Source organism: Nocardia sp. NPDC047648 (genome assembly GCF_040642815.1).
Taxonomy (GTDB): domain Bacteria; phylum Actinomycetota; class Actinomycetes; order Mycobacteriales; family Mycobacteriaceae; genus Nocardia; species Nocardia gamkensis.
This window is the reverse complement of record NZ_JBEYSX010000003.1, coordinates 224364-246709: the sequence shown is the minus strand read 5'-3', so window position 1 is coordinate 246709 and position 22346 is coordinate 224364. Positions and strand designations below refer to the sequence as shown.

The 22346-nt window shown below is 69.8% G+C and carries 22 protein-coding genes; 7 read left to right on the top strand and 15 right to left on the bottom strand.

Going from position 1 to position 22346, the window contains the following annotated elements:
* The first annotated feature begins 302 nt into the window (after positions 1–302).
* Positions 303–848 (top strand): hypothetical protein, encoded by a 546-nt coding sequence (locus ABZ803_RS09805; RefSeq protein WP_357034758.1) that lies wholly within the window; start codon positions 303–305, stop codon positions 846–848.
* Complete coding sequence (locus ABZ803_RS09800; protein WP_357034756.1) at positions 845–1276, top strand: hypothetical protein; 432 nt, start codon at positions 845–847, stop codon at positions 1274–1276. Before ABZ803_RS09805 ends, ABZ803_RS09800 begins: the two co-directional genes overlap by 4 nt.
* A gap of 354 nt (positions 1277–1630) precedes the next feature.
* On the opposite strand, the gene ABZ803_RS09795 is transcribed toward ABZ803_RS09800, so the two are convergent.
* The 7 genes from ABZ803_RS09795 to ABZ803_RS09765 form a co-directional block, all read right to left on the bottom strand.
* Positions 1631–2068 carry a hypothetical protein gene (locus ABZ803_RS09795; RefSeq protein ID WP_357034754.1) on the bottom strand — a complete coding sequence of 146 codons (438 nt, stop codon included), beginning with the start codon at positions 2066–2068 and terminating at the stop codon, positions 1631–1633.
* Between the two features lie 189 nt (positions 2069–2257).
* Entirely contained in the window at positions 2258–3445 is a 1188-nt protein-coding gene (gene fahA, locus ABZ803_RS09790) for a fumarylacetoacetase (RefSeq protein ID WP_357034752.1), read from the bottom strand.
* Positions 3446–3453: 8 nt separating this feature from the next.
* Positions 3454–4650, bottom strand: coding sequence for a cupin domain-containing protein (locus ABZ803_RS09785; RefSeq protein WP_357034750.1), 1197 nt, complete (start codon positions 4648–4650; stop codon positions 3454–3456).
* Positions 4651–4715: 65 nt separating this feature from the next.
* Positions 4716–5324, bottom strand: coding sequence for a TetR/AcrR family transcriptional regulator (locus ABZ803_RS09780; RefSeq protein WP_357035421.1), 609 nt, complete (start codon positions 5322–5324; stop codon positions 4716–4718).
* 86 nt (positions 5325–5410) lie between these two features.
* Complete coding sequence (locus ABZ803_RS09775; protein WP_357034748.1) at positions 5411–6241, bottom strand: exodeoxyribonuclease III; 831 nt, start codon at positions 6239–6241, stop codon at positions 5411–5413.
* A gap of 34 nt (positions 6242–6275) precedes the next feature.
* Positions 6276–7277, bottom strand: coding sequence for a GNAT family N-acetyltransferase (locus tag ABZ803_RS09770; protein WP_357034746.1), 1002 nt, complete (start codon positions 7275–7277; stop codon positions 6276–6278).
* Positions 7267–7857 carry a peptide deformylase gene (locus ABZ803_RS09765; protein WP_040870645.1) on the bottom strand — a complete coding sequence of 197 codons (591 nt, stop codon included), beginning with the start codon at positions 7855–7857 and terminating at the stop codon, positions 7267–7269. Before ABZ803_RS09765 ends, ABZ803_RS09770 begins: the two co-directional genes overlap by 11 nt.
* 170 nt (positions 7858–8027) lie before the next feature.
* Between ABZ803_RS09765 and ABZ803_RS09760 the strand changes: the two genes are divergently transcribed.
* The 5 genes from ABZ803_RS09760 (at position 8028) to ABZ803_RS09740 (ending at position 12436) form a co-directional block, all read left to right on the top strand.
* Positions 8028–8381: a DUF3263 domain-containing protein gene (locus ABZ803_RS09760; protein ID WP_040870643.1), complete on the top strand. Its 354-nt coding sequence runs from the start codon at positions 8028–8030 to the stop codon at positions 8379–8381.
* A gap of 48 nt (positions 8382–8429) precedes the next feature.
* Positions 8430–8999, top strand: a complete 570-nt coding sequence (locus ABZ803_RS09755) for a LytR C-terminal domain-containing protein (protein WP_040870641.1) — start codon at positions 8430–8432, stop codon at positions 8997–8999.
* 161 nt (positions 9000–9160) lie between these two features.
* Positions 9161–9844 (top strand): superoxide dismutase family protein, encoded by a 684-nt coding sequence (locus ABZ803_RS09750; RefSeq protein ID WP_062967951.1) that lies wholly within the window; start codon positions 9161–9163, stop codon positions 9842–9844.
* Positions 9845–9855: 11 nt separating this feature from the next.
* Positions 9856–11001 (top strand): glutamate--cysteine ligase, encoded by a 1146-nt coding sequence (locus ABZ803_RS09745; RefSeq protein ID WP_357034743.1) that lies wholly within the window; start codon positions 9856–9858, stop codon positions 10999–11001.
* A 76-nt stretch (positions 11002–11077) separates the two neighbouring features.
* On the top strand, positions 11078–12436 hold the full coding sequence (locus ABZ803_RS09740) for a DUF5933 domain-containing protein (RefSeq protein WP_357034741.1): 1359 nt from the start codon (positions 11078–11080) through the stop codon (positions 12434–12436).
* Between the two features lie 53 nt (positions 12437–12489).
* Here ABZ803_RS09740 and mnhG read toward each other — a convergent pair whose 3' ends face one another.
* The 8 genes from mnhG to ABZ803_RS09700 all read right to left on the bottom strand — a co-directional run bounded on the left by mnhG (position 12490) and on the right by ABZ803_RS09700 (position 22311).
* Positions 12490–12825 (bottom strand): monovalent cation/H(+) antiporter subunit G, encoded by a 336-nt coding sequence (gene mnhG, locus ABZ803_RS09735; protein ID WP_357034739.1) that lies wholly within the window; start codon positions 12823–12825, stop codon positions 12490–12492.
* A complete protein-coding gene (locus tag ABZ803_RS09730) occupies positions 12822–13082 on the bottom strand; it encodes a monovalent cation/H+ antiporter complex subunit F (protein ID WP_040870872.1) in 261 nt (86 codons plus the stop codon). The genes mnhG and ABZ803_RS09730 overlap by 4 nt, the downstream gene beginning before the upstream one ends.
* Positions 13079–13654, bottom strand: coding sequence for a Na+/H+ antiporter subunit E (locus ABZ803_RS09725; RefSeq protein WP_357034737.1), 576 nt, complete (start codon positions 13652–13654; stop codon positions 13079–13081). Before ABZ803_RS09725 ends, ABZ803_RS09730 begins: the two co-directional genes overlap by 4 nt.
* Positions 13651–15264, bottom strand: a complete 1614-nt coding sequence (locus tag ABZ803_RS09720) for a Na+/H+ antiporter subunit D (RefSeq protein WP_357034735.1) — start codon at positions 15262–15264, stop codon at positions 13651–13653. The genes ABZ803_RS09725 and ABZ803_RS09720 overlap by 4 nt, the downstream gene beginning before the upstream one ends.
* Entirely contained in the window at positions 15261–15638 is a 378-nt protein-coding gene (locus ABZ803_RS09715; protein ID WP_357034734.1) for a Na(+)/H(+) antiporter subunit C, read from the bottom strand. The genes ABZ803_RS09720 and ABZ803_RS09715 overlap by 4 nt, the downstream gene beginning before the upstream one ends.
* Positions 15635–18517, bottom strand: coding sequence for a Na+/H+ antiporter subunit A (locus ABZ803_RS09710; protein ID WP_357034732.1), 2883 nt, complete (start codon positions 18515–18517; stop codon positions 15635–15637). Before ABZ803_RS09710 ends, ABZ803_RS09715 begins: the two co-directional genes overlap by 4 nt.
* Before the next feature lie 110 nt (positions 18518–18627).
* The gene (locus tag ABZ803_RS09705) at positions 18628–19929 is read right to left on the bottom strand and encodes a hypothetical protein (protein WP_357034730.1); all 1302 of its coding nucleotides are present in this window, start codon (positions 19927–19929) and stop codon (positions 18628–18630) included.
* Positions 19930–20064: 135 nt separating this feature from the next.
* On the bottom strand, positions 20065–22311 hold the full coding sequence (locus tag ABZ803_RS09700; RefSeq protein WP_357034728.1) for an AAA family ATPase: 2247 nt from the start codon (positions 22309–22311) through the stop codon (positions 20065–20067).
* Positions 22312–22346: the final 35 nt, after the last annotated feature.

The following is a 22346-nucleotide window of genomic DNA, read 5'->3' as shown; positions in this document are numbered from 1 at the left end:
AATGGTGTGCGGGCCATCGCGCAGCCGGCAAGGAGATGCATGACGCGTAAATTATGTTGCGGCGGAACCGATCACGACGCTGGCGCGTCCAATGTATCGACTGCCTTTATTCGCAGGTCGGGGGTGTCTCGTGCTCGGGGGTGACACGGATCCGGTGCCGGAGTTGGCAAGTCGAATCATGTTTAGACGAAAGAGGGGGATATCCCATGAAGGTTTGCAATGATCCGTCAGCTGCGCCGACGAGCCGAGTCGGTCGAACGCTTCTCTTCGCAGCGACACTGACGATCGCTATGATCGCGAGCGTGCTGGCCTCCGGCACCGCACAAGCTTCGTATCAGCCATGCACCAACTACAGAGTCACCACTCAGTGGGGCAGAGTCGAAGTCGACACCAGGCCGAAGGACGGGGACCCCATCGGCAACATCGCATGGGCCATGTTCATCAACAAGATCGCCGACGTCCCCGGCAGGTACGACTACCAGATATTGGTCAACGGCAGGGCCATCGAGACGGATGACAGGTTCAAGGACGACAACTTTCACATGTCGATCCCCCGATATCTAGATGGGCATTACCGGTACGAATCAGGGGATGAAATCCATGTCATCGCTTCTCACGCCGCCGGCAAGAACCTGTATGTGACCCCCCATCAACCGTTGCACCGTCCCCTACACGGCAGGATAGATATATGGGTCAGGAGATTTCGAGGCGAGGTGCCGACCTGCTGGCGGCCGACATCGAGTCGGCTCTCGGCTTCGAGGTGCACATCGATGAAGCGATTCCCGAGCGTCTTCGCCGACTACCCGATCCACCGGGATGGCGGATCGAATTCACCATCCCGACCTTGAGCGTCGTGATTGGCACCACCCCCGTGGAGAGCAGTCCCAACGGTGTGGCGTGCAGATTGGCCCGGGAAGTTCACGACGATGTCCTGTCCCGCAGTGGAAAGATCTGGCCCGCCGACCCCGGGGGTGGGGACCAACCGTTGCTCCCCACTCTCGGGGGATGGCGCGGGCCGGGCGGCTTGATACCGTTCGGGCAGGTCAAGGCGGCGAAGGATCCTGATCCGAGCCTCGACGGTGTGGTCCGATGGTGGCTGCCCGACACCTACGACGGACTCATCGCCAGCCACTCCGGCGACGTATGGTTCTCCCTCTGGCAATACCAGGGCGACGAACAACTCATCACACCGGGCATGCCGGTGACATGGGTCATCGGCGAAGGCAGCCACGGAAAATACCGCAAGGCAAGCGAAGTCCGGCCAGCTCAGCCGTAGCCCAGACGGCTCAGCATTCGACCCCGGAATCTCGAAGCCGGTCAAGCAGGTGTGATGCACCGGCGTGTTCGGTCGGCGTGCCGCCGATGGCGAGGGCACCCGACCAGTGGGAACGCGAATCTACGGCCTGGATATGGCGGGCTCACGCGATCGTCGCAGTACTCCGAGTCGGAGGTTGCGGCGATCGTGTTGTTCGCGACATCTGCTGCGGCGTGGAGGACGTGATCAGCGCTCGTGCCAGGCGAACGGAAACGCGAGCGCGCGGCAACCGTGGTCACGACAACCGCCGCCGACTTGCACGCCTCGGCGGCCACGCCTGCTCGCAGGCGGCATGCCCGGGATTTCCGGTCGAGATCACGAGTCTTCCGGTGTGGCCGAATGGCCGGGTGCGCCGCGGGTGCGGCGGGCTTCTTTCATCTCGGCTTCGTAGAGGTGGCGGCGACCGTCGAGCAATTCGTCTCGGGCGGCGCGTTCGAGATCGCGGAACAGGGCGTAGTAGCCGTCGTCGTATTCCTCGATGATCTGGAACGTCCAGCGTCCGGCCAGCACGTTGCGACCGATCAACTCGGTGGATATCCGGTCGGCGATGCGGGCGTGGCCCGCGTCGCGGAACAGCCCCACGGCCTCGTCGAGCGCCAGGTCGGCGCCGCCGGTCAGCTGGTGGAAGGCGTACAGGTGACCGCGGGCGCGTTCGATGACCTCCAGAGCCTCCGAGAGTTTGCCGGTGGCGGCGACGGTGGTGTCGTCGACGCCGTCGGGCCTGCGGTGCGCTTCGTCCGGGCGATCGGTCATGACCTCGCTCCTTGTCTGGCGGATGCAACCGTAGCCGCGGCGTACCCGGAAGGGGGCGAGCTCAAGCGCTGGAAGATTGCTGCTGCGCTCCGGCGGAGCGGGGACTTCGCCGCCGTCGGCGCGCTTCACCCGGATCGGTGGAGAGCCTCGGCCGAACCGATGCCGAGCGGCCGACGACAGACCCCGGTACTACCGCTCGGCAGCGGGGGCTCGGCGCGGAGGCGCCGGACGGATGCGGCCGGTGACCTCGCCCAATCCGATGCGGGACATGCGGGGACCGGGAGCCGATGCCGTGATCGTCACTTCGTCGCCGTCTTCGAGAAAGGTGCGTTGTCCGTCGTTCACCGGAATCGGTTGACTCCCACCCCAGGACAACTCGATGAACGACCCGCGCTGGTCCGGTTCGGGGCCGGAGATGGTGCCCGACGCGTAGAGATCACCGGGACGGGTAGAAGCTCCGTTCACGGTGAGATGAGCGAGCATCTGCGCCGGTGACCAATACATCCGGGCATAGGGCGGGTGCGCGACCGGTTGCCCGTTCCACGCCACGGTGAGATCGATGTCCAGGCCCCACGCCTCGTTACCCCGCAGGTAGGGCAGTGGCGCGGGCGACTGCTCGGGCAGCGGTATGCGCGCGGACTCCAGGGCGGCCAGCGGGGTGATCCACGGTGAGAGCGAGGTCGCGAACGACTTACCGAGGAAAGGCCCGAGCGGCTGATACTCCCAGGCCTGGATATCGCGTGCGGACCAATCGTTGACCAGCGCGACGCCGAAGACCCGGTCGGCGAACTCGTCGATGCCGACCGGCACGCCGAGTCGCGAGCCGACACCGATCACGAAGCCGAGTTCGGCCTCGATGTCCAGCCGCCGGGAGGGGCCGAACTCCGGCGCGCCGGATTCGGATCGGCGCTGCCCACACGGCCGCGCCACCTCGGTGCCGGACACCACCACGGTCCCCGCCCGTCCGTGATAACCCACCGGCAGGTGGCGCCAGTTCGGCAGCAGCGGGTCACCGTCCGGCCGGAACAGGCGGCCGAGATTCGTCGCGTGATCGATGCTGGCGTAGAAGTCCACGTAGTCGCCGATCCGCACCGGCAGCCGCAGTTCCACCTCGGACAGCGGATGGACGGCGGCGCTGTCCAGCTCGCCTTCGACCGCCTCGCGAATCCGGTCGCGGACCGCGCGCCAGCGTCCGGGCCCCTGCGCCAGGAAGGCGTTCAGGCTCGGTTCGGCGAACACCGGATCATCCAGGAGCGCGAGCACATCGATGACGTGTTCGCCGAGCCGCACACCCACCCGGTGGCTTCTTCCGCGCGGCGCGAACACCCCGTACGGCAGGTTGTCCGGACCGAACAAAGACTCCGGGGATACCTCCACCCTGGTCCTCACGCGGGGCCCCGCCCGGACCAGGTCCACGCGTAGGTCGGGTCCTCGCAGGCCAGGGCGCCTTCACCGAGTTCCAGCGGGCGGAAGGTGTCCACCATGACGGCCAGCTCGTCGAAGTACTCGATGCCGATGCTGTTCTCGTAGGCGCCGGGTTGCGGACCGTGGGCGTAACCGCCGGGGTGCACCGACACCGAGCCCTGCGTGATCCCGGAACCCTTGCGCGCCTCGTAGTTGCCGCCGCAATAGAACATGACCTCGTCGGAATCGACGTTGGAGTGGTAGTACGGCACGGGGATCGACAGCGGGTGGTAGTCCACCTTGCGCGGCACGAAATTGCAGATGACGAAGTTGCCGCCCTCGAATGCCTGATGGACGGGCGGCGGCTGATGGATGCGCCCGGTGATCGGCTCGAAGTCGGCGATACTGAATGTGAACGGATACAGGCAGCCGTCCCAGCCGACCACATCGAACGGGTGGGTGGCGTAGACCATCCGGGTGCCGACGACCTGCCCGCCGGCCCGGTGCTTGACCAGCACTTCCACCTCGGTGCCGGTCGCGGCGATCGTCTCGGCCGGTCCGTGCAGGTCGCGCTCGCAGTACGGGGCGTGCTCGAGCAGCTGACCGAACTTCGACAGATAGCGCTTCGGCGGAGTGATGTGGCTTGCAGCCTCGATCACGTACGCCCGCAGCGGTTCCGGGCCGGTGGGCCGCCAGCGATGCGTGGTGGCTCGCGGAATGAGCACTTGATCGCCCTGCCGCGCGGGCAGCGCGCCGAACACGGTCTCGACCACCGCCGCGCCGGACTCCACGTACACCAGTTCGTCGCCGATCGCGTTGCGGTACAACGGCGATCCGCCCTTGGCGACGACGTAGGAGATGCGCACGTCGGCGTTGCCGAGCAGCAACCGCCGCCCGGTGACCGGATCGGTCTCCGACGGCGTGTCGCCGGGGAACAGGTTGTGCAGCCGCAGATGACGATGGCGCAGAGGATGATTCGGCGTGGTCCGCTGATCGGGCAACTCCCAGACCGTCGAATCGACCAGCGCGGGCGGCAGGCCGCGGTGATAGAGCAGCGAGGAGTCGCCGGAGAAGCCCTCCTCGCCCATCAGCTCCTCGTAGTAGAGCCGGCCCTGCTCATCCCGATGCTGGGTGTGCCGCTTCGGCGGTACCGCACCCACTTGCCGATAGAACGCCATGCCCGTTCCTCCGCCAGCCGGTGGTCGGATAGTTGATCACCATCGTAGTGCGGCCGCGTCGTCTATCAGGCGTTTCGCAGGGCGCGGTAGACCGCGGCCCCGACGAACGCGCCGAGATCCGCCGGTGTCCAGCCCTCCTGGTCGGCGAGCAGCGCGCGCACCGCACCCTCGCCCGCGGAGACCCACTGCTCCACCAGCACGGGCAGCTTGCGCTCGGCGTCGGCGGTGCCCCAGGCGCGCAGCGTCGGTCGCAGAAGCTTGGCGCAGCGCTCGATGACCAGCTTGCGGCCGCGACCGAACGAGTTCGCCACGGCGGGGTCGGGGTTGCCGTAGACCAGCCGCCAGGCGTCGGGGCGGCCGGCGGCCTTCGTCAGCAGCGCGCGGAACCCCTCGACGAACACGGTCTCGTCCGCGTCCACGTCGCGCGGCGTCACCACCTCCAGCACACCGCTGACCAGGTAGCCCTCCTCGCGTTGGATCAGCGCCTCGATCAGCTCGACCCGATCGGCGAAGCAGGCGTAGACCACCGGCCGGGTGACGTTCATCCGCTCCGCGATCGCGGCCATGGTGACCGCGGCGATGCCGTTGTCCACGGCGATGGCGAGCGCGGTGTCGAGTACCTGCGGGCGGCGGCGCTCCGGGCCGAGGTGCTGCGCCCGCTGCCGTTGCCCCATGGCCGAGTCGCTGTTCACCCCGCCCAGGCGGGTGCCGGTTGCCCGGTTCCCGCTGCGGCGGGGGAAGGGCGGCTGCGCCGGGCGGGTCACGAGGGCTCGGGTCCGTCGGCGAATTCGGCGATCACCGGTGCGTGGTCGCTGGCGCCCTTGCCCTTTCGTGCCTCGCGATCGACCATCCCGTCCGTCGCGGTGGCGGCGAGCGCGGGGGAGGCGAGGATGAAATCGATGCGCATCCCCTCTTTACGCGGGAAGCGCAGCTGGGTGTAATCCCAGTAGGTGTAGACGCCCGGCCCGGGCGCGAACGGACGCATGACGTCCGCGTACCCGGCGTCCACGACGGCCTGGAAGGCATCGCGTTCCGGTTTCGACGTGTGCGTCTTGTCGGCGAAGTACTCCACGGACCAGACATCGTCGTCGGTCGGCGCGATGTTCCAGTCGCCCACCAGCGCGATCTTGGCCTGCGGGTCCTCGGCCAGCCAGCGTGCGCCGTTGTCCCGCAGCGCGGCAAGCCATTCCAGCTTGTAGGCGTAGTGCGGGTCGGCCAAGGTGCGGCCGTTGGGTACGTACAGGCTCCACACCCGCACGCCACCGCAGGTGGCCCCGATCGCGCGGGACTCGACGACCGGCGTGCTGATCAGCGACTCGCCCGCGTCCTTGTCGAAACCAGGTTGCTCGGGGAAGGCGAATTCCACGTCGGCGAGGCCGACCCGGGAGGCGATCGCCACTCCGTTCCACTGGTTGATGCCCAGGTGGGCCACTTCGTAGCCCAGTTCGTCGAAGCGCTCGAACGGGAACTGGTCGTCCCGGCACTTGGTCTCCTGAAGGGCGAGCACGTCGATGTCCTGGCGGTCGAGCCAGTCCGCGACACGGTCGAGCCGGGAGCGGATCGAGTTGACATTCCAGGTGGCGAGACGCACGGCGGCCTTCCTTCGCGCGGGTGACAGGTCTGTTCTACCGCAGGCCGCCGGGCCCGGCGAGTGGCTCCGGCGCGGCGTAGCGGTAGGCGTGGTGTTCGACGAAGCCCAGTTCGCGATACATCGCGCGGGCCGCCTCGTTGGTGGCCTCCACCTGGAGGTAGGCGTGGGTCGCGCCGCGGTCGTGACCCCAGCGCACCAGCTCGGCGCAGACCAGCGAGCCGAGCCCGTGCCTGCGGTGCGCGGCGGCGACGGCCACGCAGGTGAGGCCGACCCAGCGGCGCCCGTCCGGGGCGGTGGTGAGCGCGCCGCGGCCGATCGCGATGGGGCGCGGCAGGCCGAGCGAAGCGAAGCCGAGTTCGCCGTCGAGAACCGCGGTCAGCACGTCGGGATCCGGTGCGGGAATCGCCTGCGCGGCGGGAACTTCGCCGCCGTAACGGTGCGTCTCCAGCCAGTCGGCGTCGGGGGCGGCGGCGATCCGCACCATCGAAGGACCTTGGGGCAGCACGAAATTATCGATGTCGATGGCGAGCATGAGCGTTTCTCGCCAGCTGTGCCAGCCGGGCGGCACGGGGGCCAGCCGATCGGGCAGCGCGAGCTGCAAGGGCAGGCCGTGCGCGGTGTACCACTCGCCGATCCGGTGCAGCGTCTCCGCGGACACGGTGGCGGGCGCCTCGGAACTGCCCAGCGGCACAGCGGAGTTCGCGCGCCCGGTGTACCCACGGCCCGCACGCGCCAGCCAGCCGTCGATCCACGCGTGTTCCACGCCCGGCCAGGCGTAGGCGGCCGCGGCCTCCAGCGCGCGGATCTCCTTGGTGCGAATCGGCCTGGGGCCGAGCGCTTTCAGTGCCACCACGCGCTCCGGCGCCACCGAGACGACCGTGCCGTCGGCGCCGCGCACGGTCGGCGGATCCAGCGCGACGAGTTCGCCGATCACGTCGGTCAACGGTTGGGGATAGCCCGCGGGCAACCGATAGCGCAGCACCACGCGGCGGCCGAGCGGAATATCGGGCAGGCCGGCGGCGGGGTCAGTCGTCATGCCCGAACGGGTCCGGATCGGTGCCGGGCAGCCAGCTCAAACCCGGTGTGCCCCAGCCGTTGCGTTTGATCGCCTTCTTGGCGGCCCGTGCGTTGCGGCCGATCAGCACGTCCACGTAGAGGAACCCGTCCAGGTGCCCGACTTCGTGCTGGAGCATGCGGGCGAAGAAACCCTTGCCCTCCACCTCGACCGGCTCGCCGTGCTCGTCGGTGCCGGTCACCTTCGCCCAGTCGGCGCGGCCGGTGGGGAACTGCTCGCCGGGTACCGACAGACAGCCCTCCTCGTCGTCGTCCGGGTCGGGCATGGACTCCGGGATCTGCGAGGTCTCCAGCACCGGGTTGACCACCACGCCGCGGCGCCGGGTCGCGGCGCCGTCCGCGCCCAGGTCGGGGCAGTCGTAGACGAACAGGCGCAGCGGAACGCCGACCTGGTTGGCCGCGAGACCGACGCCGTGCGCCGCGTCGAGCGTCTCGTACATGTCCGCGATGAGCGGAGCCAATTCCTCCGGCGATCGGGTGACCCGTTCGGTCGGGTTGTGCAGGACCGGGTCGCCGACGATCACGATCGGGAGGATTGCCATGGGCCAATTATTGCCGTGGGTGCCACGTCACAGCGCTCCGGGTACCGCGGCTACCGGCAGGTAGGGAACACGCCGCGTCGTGGCCCGGGCGATTCCCGGGCTGCGTGGTTGAATGTTCCGCGACGTACAAGCACCATTTTCGTCTGGTGGTCACTCGGCGAGGGAGCGAGATGGACGGCGCAGCGGCACGGAATCTTTCCGAGAGCCAGGACGGCCCTTCCGCGAGCGAAGATGTCACGACAGGGCAGGCTCCGGCCGACCAGGCGGACGGCTCCGGGTTGAGCCGTCGCGAACTCGACATCCTGGCTTTCGAGCGGCAGTGGTGGAAGTACGCGGGGGCCAAGGAGGAGGCGATCCGCGAGCTGTTCGCCATGTCGCCGACCCGCTACTACCAAGTGCTCAACGCGGTGGTGGACCGGCCGGAGTCGCTGGCCGCCGACCCGATGCTGGTGAAGCGGCTGCGCAGGCTGCGCGCGAGCAGGCAGAAGGCGCGCGCGGCGCGGCGGCTGGGATTCCAGGTCTGACCCGGCGATGCGGACCCGGACCCGCCTCGTGCGACTAGGCTCGCGAGGGTGAGCTACCCGAATCCCACCTCCGGTGGGCCACCGTTGCGCGCCCTTGCGATGGTGCTGATCGCGTTGGCCATCGTCTTCGCCGGTCTGGGCGCGATGTCGTTGTCGAGTTCCGACGCCGACAGCGACGCCTCGGGGACCAGCGAATCGCCCACCTCCAGCGCGACGGCCGCGCCCCAGATCCCGGCGAGCACGACCACGCCCAAGGCGGCGACCTCGGTCGCGTCGTCGTCCACCGCGGTGGCGACGGTCACGCCGACCACGACCGCCGCGCCGACCACCTCCACGGCGGCCCGTTCGGTCCCGGTGCGCGTGCTGAACAACAGCATGGTGCCCGGACTCGCCGCCAAGACGGCGGGCCAGCTCTCGGCGAGCGGGTGGACGATCGCGGAAACGGGCAACTATCCCGGCGCGAGTATCTCGAAAACCACTGTGTACTACGGCACTTCGCCCGGCGACAAGGAGGCGGCGCAGGCCGTCGCGGACGAGCTCGGCGCGTCGGTGGCGCCGAAGTCGGACGGAATCGGGGACACCGGACCGGGTGTAACGGTGATCGTCACGGGTAACTGACCCGTGTGGCCGCTGTTCGCACGCTCGGACCGGCGAACGTGAGGTGAGGGCGCGCCGCCCTGTCGGGGACACGGCACGGCGGCGTGGCATCATCTTGTCCGGTAACGAACGTGTCCACCCAGCTTTACTCGTAAACTCGGTACTCGTAAAGGAGTTCCCCGATGGCCCCGTCCACAACTCGCCGCCCGTCCTGGCGGACTGTGACCCCGGTGCTCGCGGTCGCGGTGTTCGGCCTCGCCGCCTGCTCGAACAGCCAGGAGTCGAGTGACGTCCAGGGAACCACCCCGCCGGTGTGGACCGGGTCCGCCGCCCCGGCCGGGCAGTCGAGCACCGAACACGGCACGCCGAGCACGGAGCAGGGGGTGAACGTGCAGTTGAAAGACCCCTCCGGTGCCTCGGTCGGCACCGCGAACTTCGCCAAGGACGGCAACCACCTGCAGGTCACCGTCGAGGCCCACGGGCTGCGCCCCGGCTTCCACGGCCTGCATGTGCACCAGGCGGGCAAGTGCGAGCCGAACTCCGTCGCACCGACCGGCGGCCCGGCGGGCGACTTCCTGTCCGCGGGTGGTCATCTGCAGGTCGGCAGCGCCAACGCGCATCCGGCCAGCGGTGATCTGACCTCGCTGGAGGTCCGTGGCGACGGCGTCGCCAAGCTGGTCACCACCACCGACGCGGTGACGCTGGACGACGTGAAGGGCAAGGCCCTGATCATCCACGCCGACGCCGACAACTTCGGCAACATCCCGAATCGTTACAGCCGCGCCGATGGCGTCGCGGGCCCCGACGAGTCGACCCTAGCGACAGGTGACGCGGGCGGCCGTGTCGCCTGTGGCGTGATCCAGTAGCGCGGTGGTATATGGCCGGGGCAGGAATCGAGCACGTTCCCTTCGAAGGTTCGCCCCGGCCCACGATCGGGGTCGAATGGGAGATCGCCTTGGTGGACAAGGTGACCCGCGACCTGTCGAATACCGCCGCCGAGGTGTTCGATTCACTCGGTGAGCTGCGGGCCCACGACGGCACACCCCAGGTGACCAAGGAGTTGCTGCGTAACACCGTCGAGCTCGTCACCGGTGTGCACGACACCGTGGGGGCGGCGGTGGAGGACCTGACCGGCACCATGAACACGGTGCGGCGCGCGGCCGACCCGCTCGGCGTCGACCTGTTCTGCGCGGGCACCCATCCGTTCGCCCAGTGGTCGGCCCAGCAGCTCACCCGGTCGGAGCACTACGACGAGCTGATCGAGCGCACGCAGTGGTGGGGTCGCCAGATGATGATCTGGGGCGTGCACGTGCACGTCGGAGTGTCCCACCGCGACAAGGTGTTTCCGATCCTCAACTCGTTGCTGCTGTCGTATCCGCATCTGCTCGCGCTGTCGGCGGGCTCACCGATGTGGTCCGGATCGGACACCGGTTACGCCAGCAACCGGACGCTGATGTTCCAGCAGTTGCCGACCGCGGGCCTGCCGTTCCAGTTCGAGAACTGGACCCAGTTCGAGCATTTCGTGCACGACGAGGTCAAGACCGGTGTGTTCACCCAGCTGGGCGGCATGCACTGGGACATCCGCCCGGCACCCAAGTGGGGCACCATCGAGGTGCGGGTCTGCGACGGCATCTCCACGCGCGCCGAACTCGCCGCGCTGGCCGCGCTCATCCATTGCCTGATCGTCGACCTGGACCAGCGAGTCGAGAACGGCGAAACCCTGCCCACCCTGCCGCCGTGGCATGTGCAGGAGAACAAGTGGCGGGCCGCCCGGTACGGACTGGACGCGATCATCATCACCGATGCCGACAGCAACGAGCGCCTGGTCACCGACGACCTGGACGATCTGCTGAACCGGCTGGAGCCGACGGCGGCGCGACTGGGCTGCGCGGACGAGCTCGCGATGGTGGCCGAGATCCCTAAGCGGGGCGCGTCCTATCAACGGCAGCGCCGCGTCGCCGCGGCGTCGCAGGGCGACCTGATCGCGGTGGTGGACGCGCTGGTCGAGGAGCTGAAACAGTAACGTCCGGGGGCGGATAGGTCGGCTGTCGTTCAGCTGGCCAGGGGGATGGCGTTCATCCCCCGTTTACTATGGTCGGATGCTAGTCGAAGACCCGGGTGCCAAAGCAGGAAGCGCGGTATCGCGCCGTCCCGTACCGCGAACCCGGGTCCGGGTCACGGCGGCGGTGGCCGCGGTGCCTGTCCTGCTGATCGTGTTGCAGGTCGTCGCGGTCTGGCAGGGGTTCGACGGCCCGCTGGAGAGCGTGGCGCGGGACTATATCGGCACCCCCAAGTCCATGTCGGTGCCCTGGGCGGGGCTGGTCCTTGCGCTGGTGGGTATCTCGGCCCGCCGCAGGCTGGTCGCGGTGGGCGCCGCGGTCGCCGTCGACGTGGTGTGGGCGGGCGCCCGCTTGCTGGCCGGAGAGCCGTTCGTGATCGGGAACGGGCCGGTGATCGTGCTGACCGGCTTGGCACTGGTGGCCTGGCTGCGCTGGTCGGGTGCCGAACGGCGGAACGCGCTGCACGCGGCCGCGCTCGGCGCGCTGCTCATCCTGGCCACCAAGGTCGGCGACGTCTGGCTGCACGTCACCGTGATCGGCAGGCCGACGGTGCTCGACGAGTACGTGATCCTGGCCGACCACGCGCTGGGCGATCCGTCGTGGGTGCTCGGCCGGGCGGTCGACGCGCTCGGGCCGGTGGTCTACGCGGTGCTGCACTGGGTCTACATCGAGCTGCCCGTGGCGGCCATCGTCGTGGCGGTGTGGCAGCTGCGCGGGGTGGTGTCGTCGGGGCGGTGGCCGTCGCACTATCTGGTGCGAACCTTCCTGGTGCTCGGATTGATCGGCCCCCTGGTGTACGTGCTGTTCCCGGTGGTCGGGCCGATGTTCGCGTTCGGACCGGACGGAAACGGGCTGCAATTGGGCAACTACTGGCCGGGTGTGGTGCCGCCGATCGACCGGAACCCGCTGCCGCTGCCGTTCGACGCGGCGATCCCGCGCAACTGCATGCCCTCGATGCACACGGCCTGGGCGCTGTCGGTGTTCCTGCACACCCGCCGCGACAGCGACGGCGAGCCGGCCCCGGCCTGGCTGCGCTGGGGCGGCGCGTTCTGGCTGCTGGCCACCCTCACCGCCACCCTCGGTTTCGGCTACCACTACGGCGTCGACCTGGTCGCGGGCGCGGTGCTGTGCCTCACCGTCGAATCGGCGCTGCGTGAGCCGGAGCGCGGCTGGGGATGGTTCCGGGTCCGGCTGGTCGGCTCCGGTGTGGTCGTCCTGGCCACGCTACTGCTGGCCTACCGCTACCTCGCGGTGCCGATGGCCGAGTACCCGGTGCTCGCGGGCACGGTGGTGCTCGGACTGCTGGCCGGACTGGCGGCGGCGTTCCACGCGACGTGGTTCGTGACGGTGCGGCAACCACTGCGGGCCGAACGAGAGGTCGAACCCGCCACGCCCTGAGGGTCCGGCCGAGCCACCGACGCGGGGTCGAGCCCGCCCTGCGCTGAGCGGGGCTAATCGACGTCGTCGTCGCGCAAGGCGTTGACGCGCAAGAGTCCGTCGCGGTAGCGCTGCTCGCGGTAGGCGGTGCGGCCGATGAGGTGCGCGATCACCGGGGCCGTGAGCAGGGTGAACAGCCCGACCAGCACCAGCGTCCAGACGTTGCCGTGCCCGCGCAGCTGGATCGCGGCGCCCGCCAGCACCAGGATCAGCCCGATGACCTGCGGTTTGGTGGCGGCGTGCATCCGGGTGAGCGTGTCGGGGAAGCGCACGATCCCGATCGCCGCGGTCAGCGCAAGCGTCGAGCCGAACAGGATCAGGGCGCCCGCGAGCGCGTGCCAGAGGTTCATTTGTCGTCCCGCACCCGGAATCGGGACACCGCGGCCGAGCCGAGGAATCCGACCAGCGCCAGCGCGACGATCGCGGGCACCACGGTGGTGTCGGCGCTGTAGGCCGCCCACACGGCCAGGCCGGAGGCGGCGATGGCCATCAGCGAGTCGACGCCGACGACGCGGTCCAGCGTGCTCGGGCCCATGACGACCCGGTAGGTGGTGAGCAGCCCGGCCGCGGTCAGGATAACGGCGGCGATCACGGCGACGACGGTCACGATGGCACCTCCGGGAGCGCGGCGGTCCGGGAGCGCGGCCAGCCGGTCGGACGTTCGAACGCATCGATCAGCAGGCGTTCCAGCCGCCGGGTGATCCGGTAGAACTTGTCCACGGCGGCGTCGCCGCCGACGTCGAGGACGTGGACGTAGACGACCCAGCGCCTGCGATCGATCTCCAGCACCATCGTGCCGGGGATCAGGTTGAGCACATCGGTCCACAGCACCAGCACCAGATCCGATCTCGTGCGGGCGTATACCCGCAGCACCCCGGACACCGGCATCGGAGCAGGGCGGATCGCGAACCAGGCGACCTGGAGGCTCGACTCCAGCGCGTAGTACGCGCTCGCCACGATCAACGCGACCAGCGGCAGCGGGTTCAACCGGCCGGACACCGGCACGCGCGGCAGCGGCAGCGCCAGCATGATCAGCGCGGCGACCACCAGCCCGCCCAGCAGGTTCGCGACGCTGAGATCGCCCCACAGGGCGAGCCAGACCATGGTGAGCCACGCGAGTACGCCGATTCGGACGACCGTCTCGCGCCGCCGGCCGCGTCCGCTCTGCTCGACGCTCATCGCGGGCCCCCCGCGTCGCCACGCGGATCACCCAGTACCGCACCGATATACACGCCGGGGTCGCGCAGGTCGGCCGCGGCCCGGTCGGCGATCGTGAGAATCGGGCCTGCCAGCACGGTCAGGCACAACCCGACCGTCACGAGCGCCGCGGTGGACAACACCATCAGCGGCGGCATCCGGCCGGGGTCGGTGCGCTCGTCGTAGTGCACATCGGTCGCGTCCTCGATGAGCGTCGGGGGCTTCGCCGCGGTGAGATGGCCCTCCGGCGCGTCCGCGCGGGGCCGCCAGAACGCTTTGCTCCACACCCTGGCCACGGTATAGAGCGTGAGCAGGCTGGTGAGCACGGCGCCCCCGACCAGCACCCAGGCCAGCGCGCTGCCGCGCTCGGCGCCCGCCTGCAAGAGCGCCACCTTGCCGATGAATCCGGAGAACGGCGGTATTCCGCCGAGATTCAGCGCTGGAATCAGGAACAGCACCGCGAGCAGCGGGCTGGCCGCGGCGAGCCCGCCCAGTCTGCGCAGCGAGGTCGATCCGGCTTGCCGCTCGATCAGCCCGGCCACCAGGAACAGCGCCGTCTGAACCAGGATGTGGTGCGCCACGTAGAACACCGCGCCCGCCAGCCCGGACGCGGTGGCCAGACCGACCCCGAACACCATGTATCCGATGTGGCTGACCAGTGTGAACGACAGCAGACGGCGGATGTCGCTCTGCGCGATGGCGCCGAGGATGCCGACGAGCATGGTGAGCAGGCCGCACACCAGCAGCACCGAGTCGAAGCCGCCGTCGGGGAACAGCAGCGAGTGGGTCCGGATGATCGCGTACACACCCACTTTGGTGAGCAGGCCTGCGAACACGGCGGTGACCGGAGCCGGGGCGGTCGGGTAGGAGTCGGGCAGCCAGTTCGACAGCGGGAAAACGGCCGCCTTGATGCCGAACGCCACCAGCAGCACCGCGAAGATCGCCGTGCGGGTGCCGTCCGGCACGGCGCCGAACCGGACGGCGAGCTGGGCGAGATTCAGCGTTCCGGTGGCCGCGTAGGTCAGCCCGATGCCGGTGAGGAAGATCAGCGACGAGACCATCGACACCATCACGTAAGCCACGCCCGCCCGGATGCGCTCGGTGGTCGCGCCCACCGTCAGCAGCACGAACGAGGCCGCGAGCAGGATCTCGAAGCCCACGAAGAGGTTGAACAGGTCACCGGCCAGGAAGGCGGCCGAGACACCGGCGGTCAGCACCAGATACGTGGGCCGGTAGATGGAGGTGGGCTGCCGTTCGTCGCCGTCGCGGATGTTCTGGCCCGCGCCGTAGAGGGCGACCGAGAGCAGCACGATGGACGAGACGAGCAGCATCGCCGCGGAGAGCCGGTCCACCACCAGCGTGATGCCGATCGGGGCCGCCCAGTTGCCGACCTGCAAGGCGGTGGTGCCGTCCCGGTCGGCCAGATACAGCAGCAACCCGCAGATCACCACGACGGCGGTGAGCGCGCCGACGATGACCACGCTCTGGATGCGGGGCCTGCGGCCGAACACGAGGGTGGCGGCGGCGCCGAGCAGCGGAACGAGTACCGGCAGCGGCGCGAGGATCGGCAGCAGGCCGGGCGAGAGGTTCACGTCTCCGGATCCTCTCCGGCACGCCGCCGGGCGACATCCTCGTCTTCCTGGTCGTTGGCGACGTCGTCGCTGGTGGTGAGCATGTAGGCGCGGTAGGCGAGGGCGAGCACGAACGCCGCGATGCCCATGGTGATCACGATGGCGGTGAGCACCATCGCCTGGGCGAGCGGGTCGGCCATCTCCTCGGTCTCGGCCGCGCCGAGGATGGGCGGCTTACCGTTGGCGCCGCCCGCGGTGAGGATCAGCAGGTTCACCGCGTTGCCGAACAGGATCAGCCCGAGCAGCATCTTCGACACCGCGCGTTCCAGGAGCAGATACACCCCGCACGCGACCAGGATGCCGATCACGATCAGCAGGGTCAGATTCGCCGTCATGCGCCGGAACCGCCCTTCGTGGCCGGGGTGTCGGCGTCGGCCAGCTCGCTGTCCAGCCGCGCGCCGAGGCTGCGCAGCACGTCCAGCACCAGGCCGACCACGATGAGATAGACACCGAGATCGAACAGCAGCGCGGTGACCACTTTGACGTGGCCGACGACCGGCAGCGAGACCTCGATGATCGCCGAGGACAGCGGCGGCGCGCCGAGCAGCAGCGACGACACCGCGGTGCCCGCGGCCAAGGTGAGGCCCGCGCCGAGAACATGGCCCGCGTCGACGGGGAGCGCCTCGCCCAGTTCGTAGCGGCCGCCCGCGAGATACCGCAGGGTCAGCGCGAGCCCCGCGGTGAGTCCGCCCGCGAACCCGCCGCCCGGCGCGTTGTGGCCGGAGAAGAAGAAGTAGACCGACAACACCATGATGGTCGGGAACACCAGCCGCGTGGTGATTTGCAGGACCATCGACCGATCGGCCCGGTCGACCAAGCGGCCCGCAGGCAGCCAGCTCACCAGTTCCGGGTCGTAATCCGGGGAGTCCGCCGCGCGCGGGGCGCTGCCGAAACGCCTGCTGCGGAACACCAGGGAGGCGACGCCCGTGGCGGCGACGACGAGTACCGAGATCTCGCCGAGGGTGTCCCACGCCCGCAGGTCTACGAGCAGGACGTTCAGGGCGTTCTTTCCACCCCCGAATGTGTAGGCGGCCTCGGGGATCCGGGGCCAGACGGGTTCGGCGGTGCGCGCCGCGACGGCGAAACCGGTCAGGACGGCGACCACCGTTCCGGTTCCCGCGGCCAGAATCGCCCTGCGGATCTTGAACGCGGTCCTGCGGCGGGCCTCGATCCGCGCGGGGAAGGCGCGCAGGACGAGGACGAAGATCACCAGTGTCAGCGTCTCCACCAGGAATTGGGTCAGCGCGAGGTCGGGCGCGCCGTGCAGCGCGAAGATCACGCCGCTGCCGTATCCGGTCACGCCCACCACCAGCACGCTCGCCAATCGGTTGCGCAGCACCGTCGCGGCGAGCGCGGCCACCGCCATGATCACGCCGACGGCCGCTTGCAGCGGCGAATCCCACAGGCGCAGTGTGACGCCGGTGCGGGTGCCGAGGGCGAGCAGGACGGTCGGCAGGATGATCAGGGTGACCAGGATCGCCGCCTGGCTCAGCGGCAGCGACCCGCGTTGCACGGTGCCGGTCATTCGCAGGGAGAGGGTGTCCATCGCGCGCAGCGTGGCGTCGTAGGCGCGGTCGGCGTTGCCGAGGCGCGGGTGCGCCGATTCGGTGAAGCGGGCGCGCAGCCGGTACAGCCCGACACCGACCGCGATGATCAGCAGCGTCCACGCCAGCACGGAGGTGAAGCCGTGCCACAGCGCCAGATGGGAAAACGGGGGTCCGGCAAACGTTTCGGCGTAGGGGCGCAACCGTGCGTCCAGCCAGGACGGCGCGAGACCGGCCGCGAGGCTCGCGGCGGCGAGGGTCACCGGTGCCGCCAGGAAAAGCGCGCCCGGCGGCTGCCAGCGGAGGCGATCCTCGGATTCCCGCCCGGCGACGGGCACTTCGCTCGGATGGTGGGGCAGGGGAGCGGGGTCCGGCTCGACACCCTTGTCCGCGAAGGCGCCCCAGACGAACCTGATGCTGTAGCCGACGGTCAGCATCGAGCCGAGCACCACCCCGGCGAACACCGCGCCGCGGGCGGGCGCGGCGAGGATGTCCGCGTCCAGCACGGCGCTCAGGGCGCTCTCCTTACCGACGAAGCCGAGCAGCGGCGGAATGCCCGCCATGCTGAGCGCGGCGAGGATCGCGGTGGCGCACAGCACCGGCGCCCGGCGGCCGAGACCGGACAACCGGCGTAGATCGCGGGTTCCCGCACCGTGATCGATGATCCCGACCACCAGGAACAGGCTCGCCTTGAACAGCGCGTGCGCGACGATCATCGTCACTCCGGCCAGCGCCGCGGCGGGCGTGCCGAGGCCGACCAGCACGATCAGGAAGCCCAGCTGGCTCACCGTGCCGAAGGCCAGCACCAACTTCAGATCCACGACCTGTAGTGCGCGCAGCCCGGCCAACAGCATCGACGCCAGGCCGAGGGTGAGCACCAGCGGGTGCCACACCGGGTTCTGCGCGAACGCCGGTGCGAGCCGGGCGATCAAGTACACACCGGCCTTCACCATGGCCGCGGCGTGCAGGTACGCGCTCACCGGCGTCGGCGCGGCCATCGCGCCGGGCAGCCAGAAATGCAAGGGCACCACGGCGGATTTGGTGAGCGCGCCCACCAGCAGCAGCGCCACCGCCACGTCGACGGCCGTCCCGCTCGGGGCGCCGGACAGCAGGTCCGACAGTAGATAGCTGCCGTTCGCGGTGCCGAGCACGACTATGCCGGCGAGCATCGCCAATCCGCCGGCCCCGGTCACCAGCAGCGCCTGGATCGCGGCTCGTCTGCTGGCCGCCTGCTCGGCGTTGTGGCCGATCAGCAGGAACGACAGGACCGTTGTTGCTTCCCAGAACACGTAGAGCAGCACCATGTTGTCGCTGGTGACCAGCCCGAACATGGCCCCGGCGAACGCGACGAGCTCGGCGGCGAACACCCCCAGCCGCGGCTCGTCGTTCTCGAAGTACCTGGCGCAGTACACCAGCACCAGCGCTCCGATGCCCAGCACGAGCAGGCACAGGATGGCAGCGAGCGTATCGAAACGCAGATCGATGTTCAGGCCGATGCTCGGCGCCCAGGTCAGCCGGACGCGCTGCGGCTCGGACCAATTCGCGATCACCCAGGCCGAACTGCCGAGCGGGACCGCGGCCAGCGGGTAGAAAGCATTGCGCCCCAGTGCCCGCACCCCCAGCGGAGCCACCAGGGCGGCTGCGGCGTGCACGAGCAGGATTGCGAGCAAACTTCACTCCGTCGAGTCGGGGCGGCGGGGTGTTCGGGACAAGCCTACGGAAAGCCTGCGTCTTTCGCGGCCGGGGTGAGTATGGCGTCCGCCATCCCCGCGAATCGGGGCTATATATCCGCTAACGATTCGCTTTCCGGTTGCCCTTTCGGTTGCGGCTTACAGCGCGGCCGCAATTTCCGCAGCATGATCAGCCCGATCGCGCTGCCGATGACGATGGCCAGCGCGGTGCGCCCCGGCGTCGCGTCGTGTACCGCCACGTCCTCGCGCCAGTCCTTGACCCGGTCCGGCATCACCGACACCGCCGAGGGAAGGTAGAGCGCGGTGAGCGCGAGCACACCGCCGGGCGGGTAATGCGGCCGCACCGTCCCGCAGCAGTAACCCGCGGTCAACGCGATGATCCCGCTGATCACGGCGAAGGCGACGGTACCCGAGGACGTCGAGGTGACCTGGGCGAAGACCGTGATGCCGATGAGGAACAGGATGGCGAGCGCGGTCGAGGGCATCCGGGAGCCGATGAACAGTCCCGCGGCGGTCAACGCGATGAGCACCGCCGAGGTCCAGCCGGGCCGGACGGCGTAGCCGACGGCGTCGACCGCCGCGGTGAGGCTCACGGCCAGGTACACGCCGGTGCCGTCGCGGCCGGGCAGCAGCATGGCCGCCGCGGTCGCGCTCACGATTGTCGCGGCGACGACGATCCCGATCTCGATCGCGTGACTCTCGGCGGGCAGTTTGCTGTACTGGCGGCCCAGCCATTCCGTGCCGGCCAGTACCACCAGCGCGAGCACCATGGCGGCGAGGATCGGCGTCACCGGCAGGGCGATCGCCATCTGCGGCGTCTTCGGCTCCTCGGTGCGCTTCCAGTTGTGCAAGGTGCTGATCACCAGCAGGGCAAGGGCGGCGCCGATCATCCAGCGCGTCGGCGTCTCCAGCACCGCGTACGGATCCGGGTTGATGTCGAGCAGGTTCGCCAGATCGCCGAAGCCGAAGAATCCGACGCCGCCCACCGCGAACGCGGCGCCCGGCAACGGTCTACGGAGCACAACGGCGCCCAGCCCGCCGAGCAGCACGGCGGCGCAGATCGAGTCGATGTAGTTCTGCGTGGTCAGCATCTCGGCCGTCGCCACGTGGCGTCCGGCGAAGTGATTGATCAGCTGGGCCAGCGCGGCGGCCGTCGCCGTGGCCCACCCGGTCAGCGGCCGCTTGGTCGTGGTGACCAGCACGGCGACCGCCACGGCGACGATCACTCCCAGCGCCGCGCTACGCGGCACGCTGTTGAGCAGACCGGCGATCCGGTACGACGTGGCCTGGCCTCGGGTGCTGACGGTGACCGGCAGGAACAGCGTGACACCCGCGACCGCGGCTCCCGTGAAGGCCGCGGTCGCGTCGACAATGTCGCCGACCCTGCGCACGGTTGTCGAACTTACCCGTGGTGCGCGCGCGATCTAGGGATTGCCAGATATTCGCTCGAAAATGTCTCTCGTCGGAAAAATGCGGCTTACGACGATTTACCAGAGATTGTCTGAGGGGCGATGAGTGCTCACCGCCTACCCGCGGCTGTCGGCGTACCGGCGCAACGTATCGATCTGCGACGGGTCCAGCGATGGCCGTACCACCGTCTGGGCGGCCAGCACGTCGGCGGCGGTGACATCGGCGGCGTGCACGTCCCGGCGCATCGCCGTGAGCGCGGATTCGCGCAGCAGCGCGGCGCAGTCGGCGGCGGAGTAACCCTCCAGCTCCTCCGCGAGGGCGTCGAGATCGACGTCGGCGGCCAGCGGCACCGCACGACCCGCGGTGCGCAGGATCTCCCGCCGGGCGGCGGCGTCCGGCGGCGGTACGAAGACCAGCCGTTCGAGCCTGCCGGGGCGAAGCAGCGCCGGATCGATCAACTCCGGCCGGTTGGTCGCGCCCAGCACCACCACATCGCGCAGCGGTTCCACGCCGTCTAGTTCGGTGAGCAGCGCCGCGACCACCCGGTCGCCCACACCCGCGTCGGCACTTTGCCCCCGGCGTGGGGCCAGCGCGTCCACCTCGTCCAGGAAGATCAGCGATGGCGCGGAATCCCGTGCGCGCTGGAACAGTTCCCGCACCGCGCGCTCCGACGAGCCGACCCACCGGTCCAGCAGCTCGGCGCCCTTGACCGCGTGCACGCTGAGCTGACCGGTACCGGCCAGCGCGCGCACCAGGAAGGTCTTGCCGCAGCCGGGCGGGCCGTAGAGCAGCACCCCGCGCGGTGGCTCGATGCCGAGGCGGGCGAAGGAGTCGGGGTGCCGCAGCGGCCACAGCACCGCCTCGGTGAGCGCCTGCTTGGTTTCCGCCATGTCACCGACGTCGTCGAGGTGCAGACTGCCGATGGCGAGTTCCTCCATGCCCGAGCGCGACAGCGGCCGGATGACCTCCAGCGCGCCGACCAGGTCGGGCTGGGTGAGCTGGGGATTGCCGTGCTCCCTGGCCCGCGACGCCGCGCGCAGCGCCGCCTCCCGGCACAGCGCCGCCAGATCGGACACCACGAATCCGGGTGTACGCGCCGCGATCTCCTCGAGTCTCAGATCCGCGGTCGGCACCCGGCGCAGCAGGTGCTCCAGCAGCGCCTTGCGCACGGCGGCGGTGGGCAGCGGCAGCGCGAGTTCGCGGTCGCACAGGTCCGGCGCCCGCAACCGCGGGTCGACGCCTGCGGGATGCGCGGTGGTGGCGATGAACGCGACGCAGGGTTCGGCGATCGCGGCGCGCAACTGGTCCAGGATGAGCGTGGCGACCGGCTCGGCGTCGGCGGGCAGCAGCGCGTCGATGTCGGTGATCAGCAGGACGCCGCCCTTGCCGCAGCCGATGTCGGCCACCGCCTCGGCGACTTCGCGCAGCCGCGCACCGCTCTCGGCCGCGCCGATGGTGGGGCCGTCCAGTTCCACTATGCGCCGCGGCGCCGCGACCGCGCGGGCCAGCGTGGCCTTGCCGACGCCTGCCGGGCCGGTGATCAGCACGCCGAGATGCGGACGCGCGCCGAGGGTGCGCAACAGTTCGGGCTCGTCCAAGGCGAGGCTGAGCCACTCCTGGAGCTTCGCGGCCTGGGTGCGCGCGCCCGCCAGGTCTTCGACCGAGATGCTGGGTGTGACATCGCCTGCCACCGCGACGCCGTCGGGGCCCGTGACCGCACCGGGGGCGACGGCTCCGCCGACACCGCGGGATCCCTCGTCCACCGTGAGCGGTGCTCCGGCCGACGCCGGGATGTCCCACGCGGCGACCGCGCCCGCACCCCAGGTCACGGCGGTATTCGGCTGAACGCTCACGGGGCCGCGCGGATCGGTGGCGGTGACGGTGAGCAGCTCCGTGGTCCAGGCGATGCCGAAGGTGCGCGACAGCGCCTGGGTGGCCGCCGCGGAGCTGATGTCGGGGCCGAGGTCGCGCGGCAACAGGGAGACCGCGTCGCCGACCGTGACGACCTTCCCGAGCAGCGCCTGCCGCAGCGTGGCGGCCGGAATCGTGCGGGTGGCGTGCACCGAGCCGCTCACCGTGATCTGTTTCGCGCCGTAGACGGTGGCGGGGGAGACCACCACGGTCGCGTCCTCGCGCAGCCCGGCGTTGGACAGCGTCACGTCGTCGAGCAGGGCGACTCCGGCGGGCGTTCCCTGCCGGGCGACGCCGACCACGGCGGCCGTGCGGCGGGAGCCGACCAGCATGATTCCGTCCCACTCGCGCAATCCGAGCGCGGTCAGCGCCTCCGGATGCAGCCGGACCACCCCGCGGCGGGCATCGGCGGCCGAGGGATTCAGGCGGGCGGTGAGTGCCAGTTCTGCCACTGTGCCATTCTGCCGCGCGGCCCGCGATCGGTCAC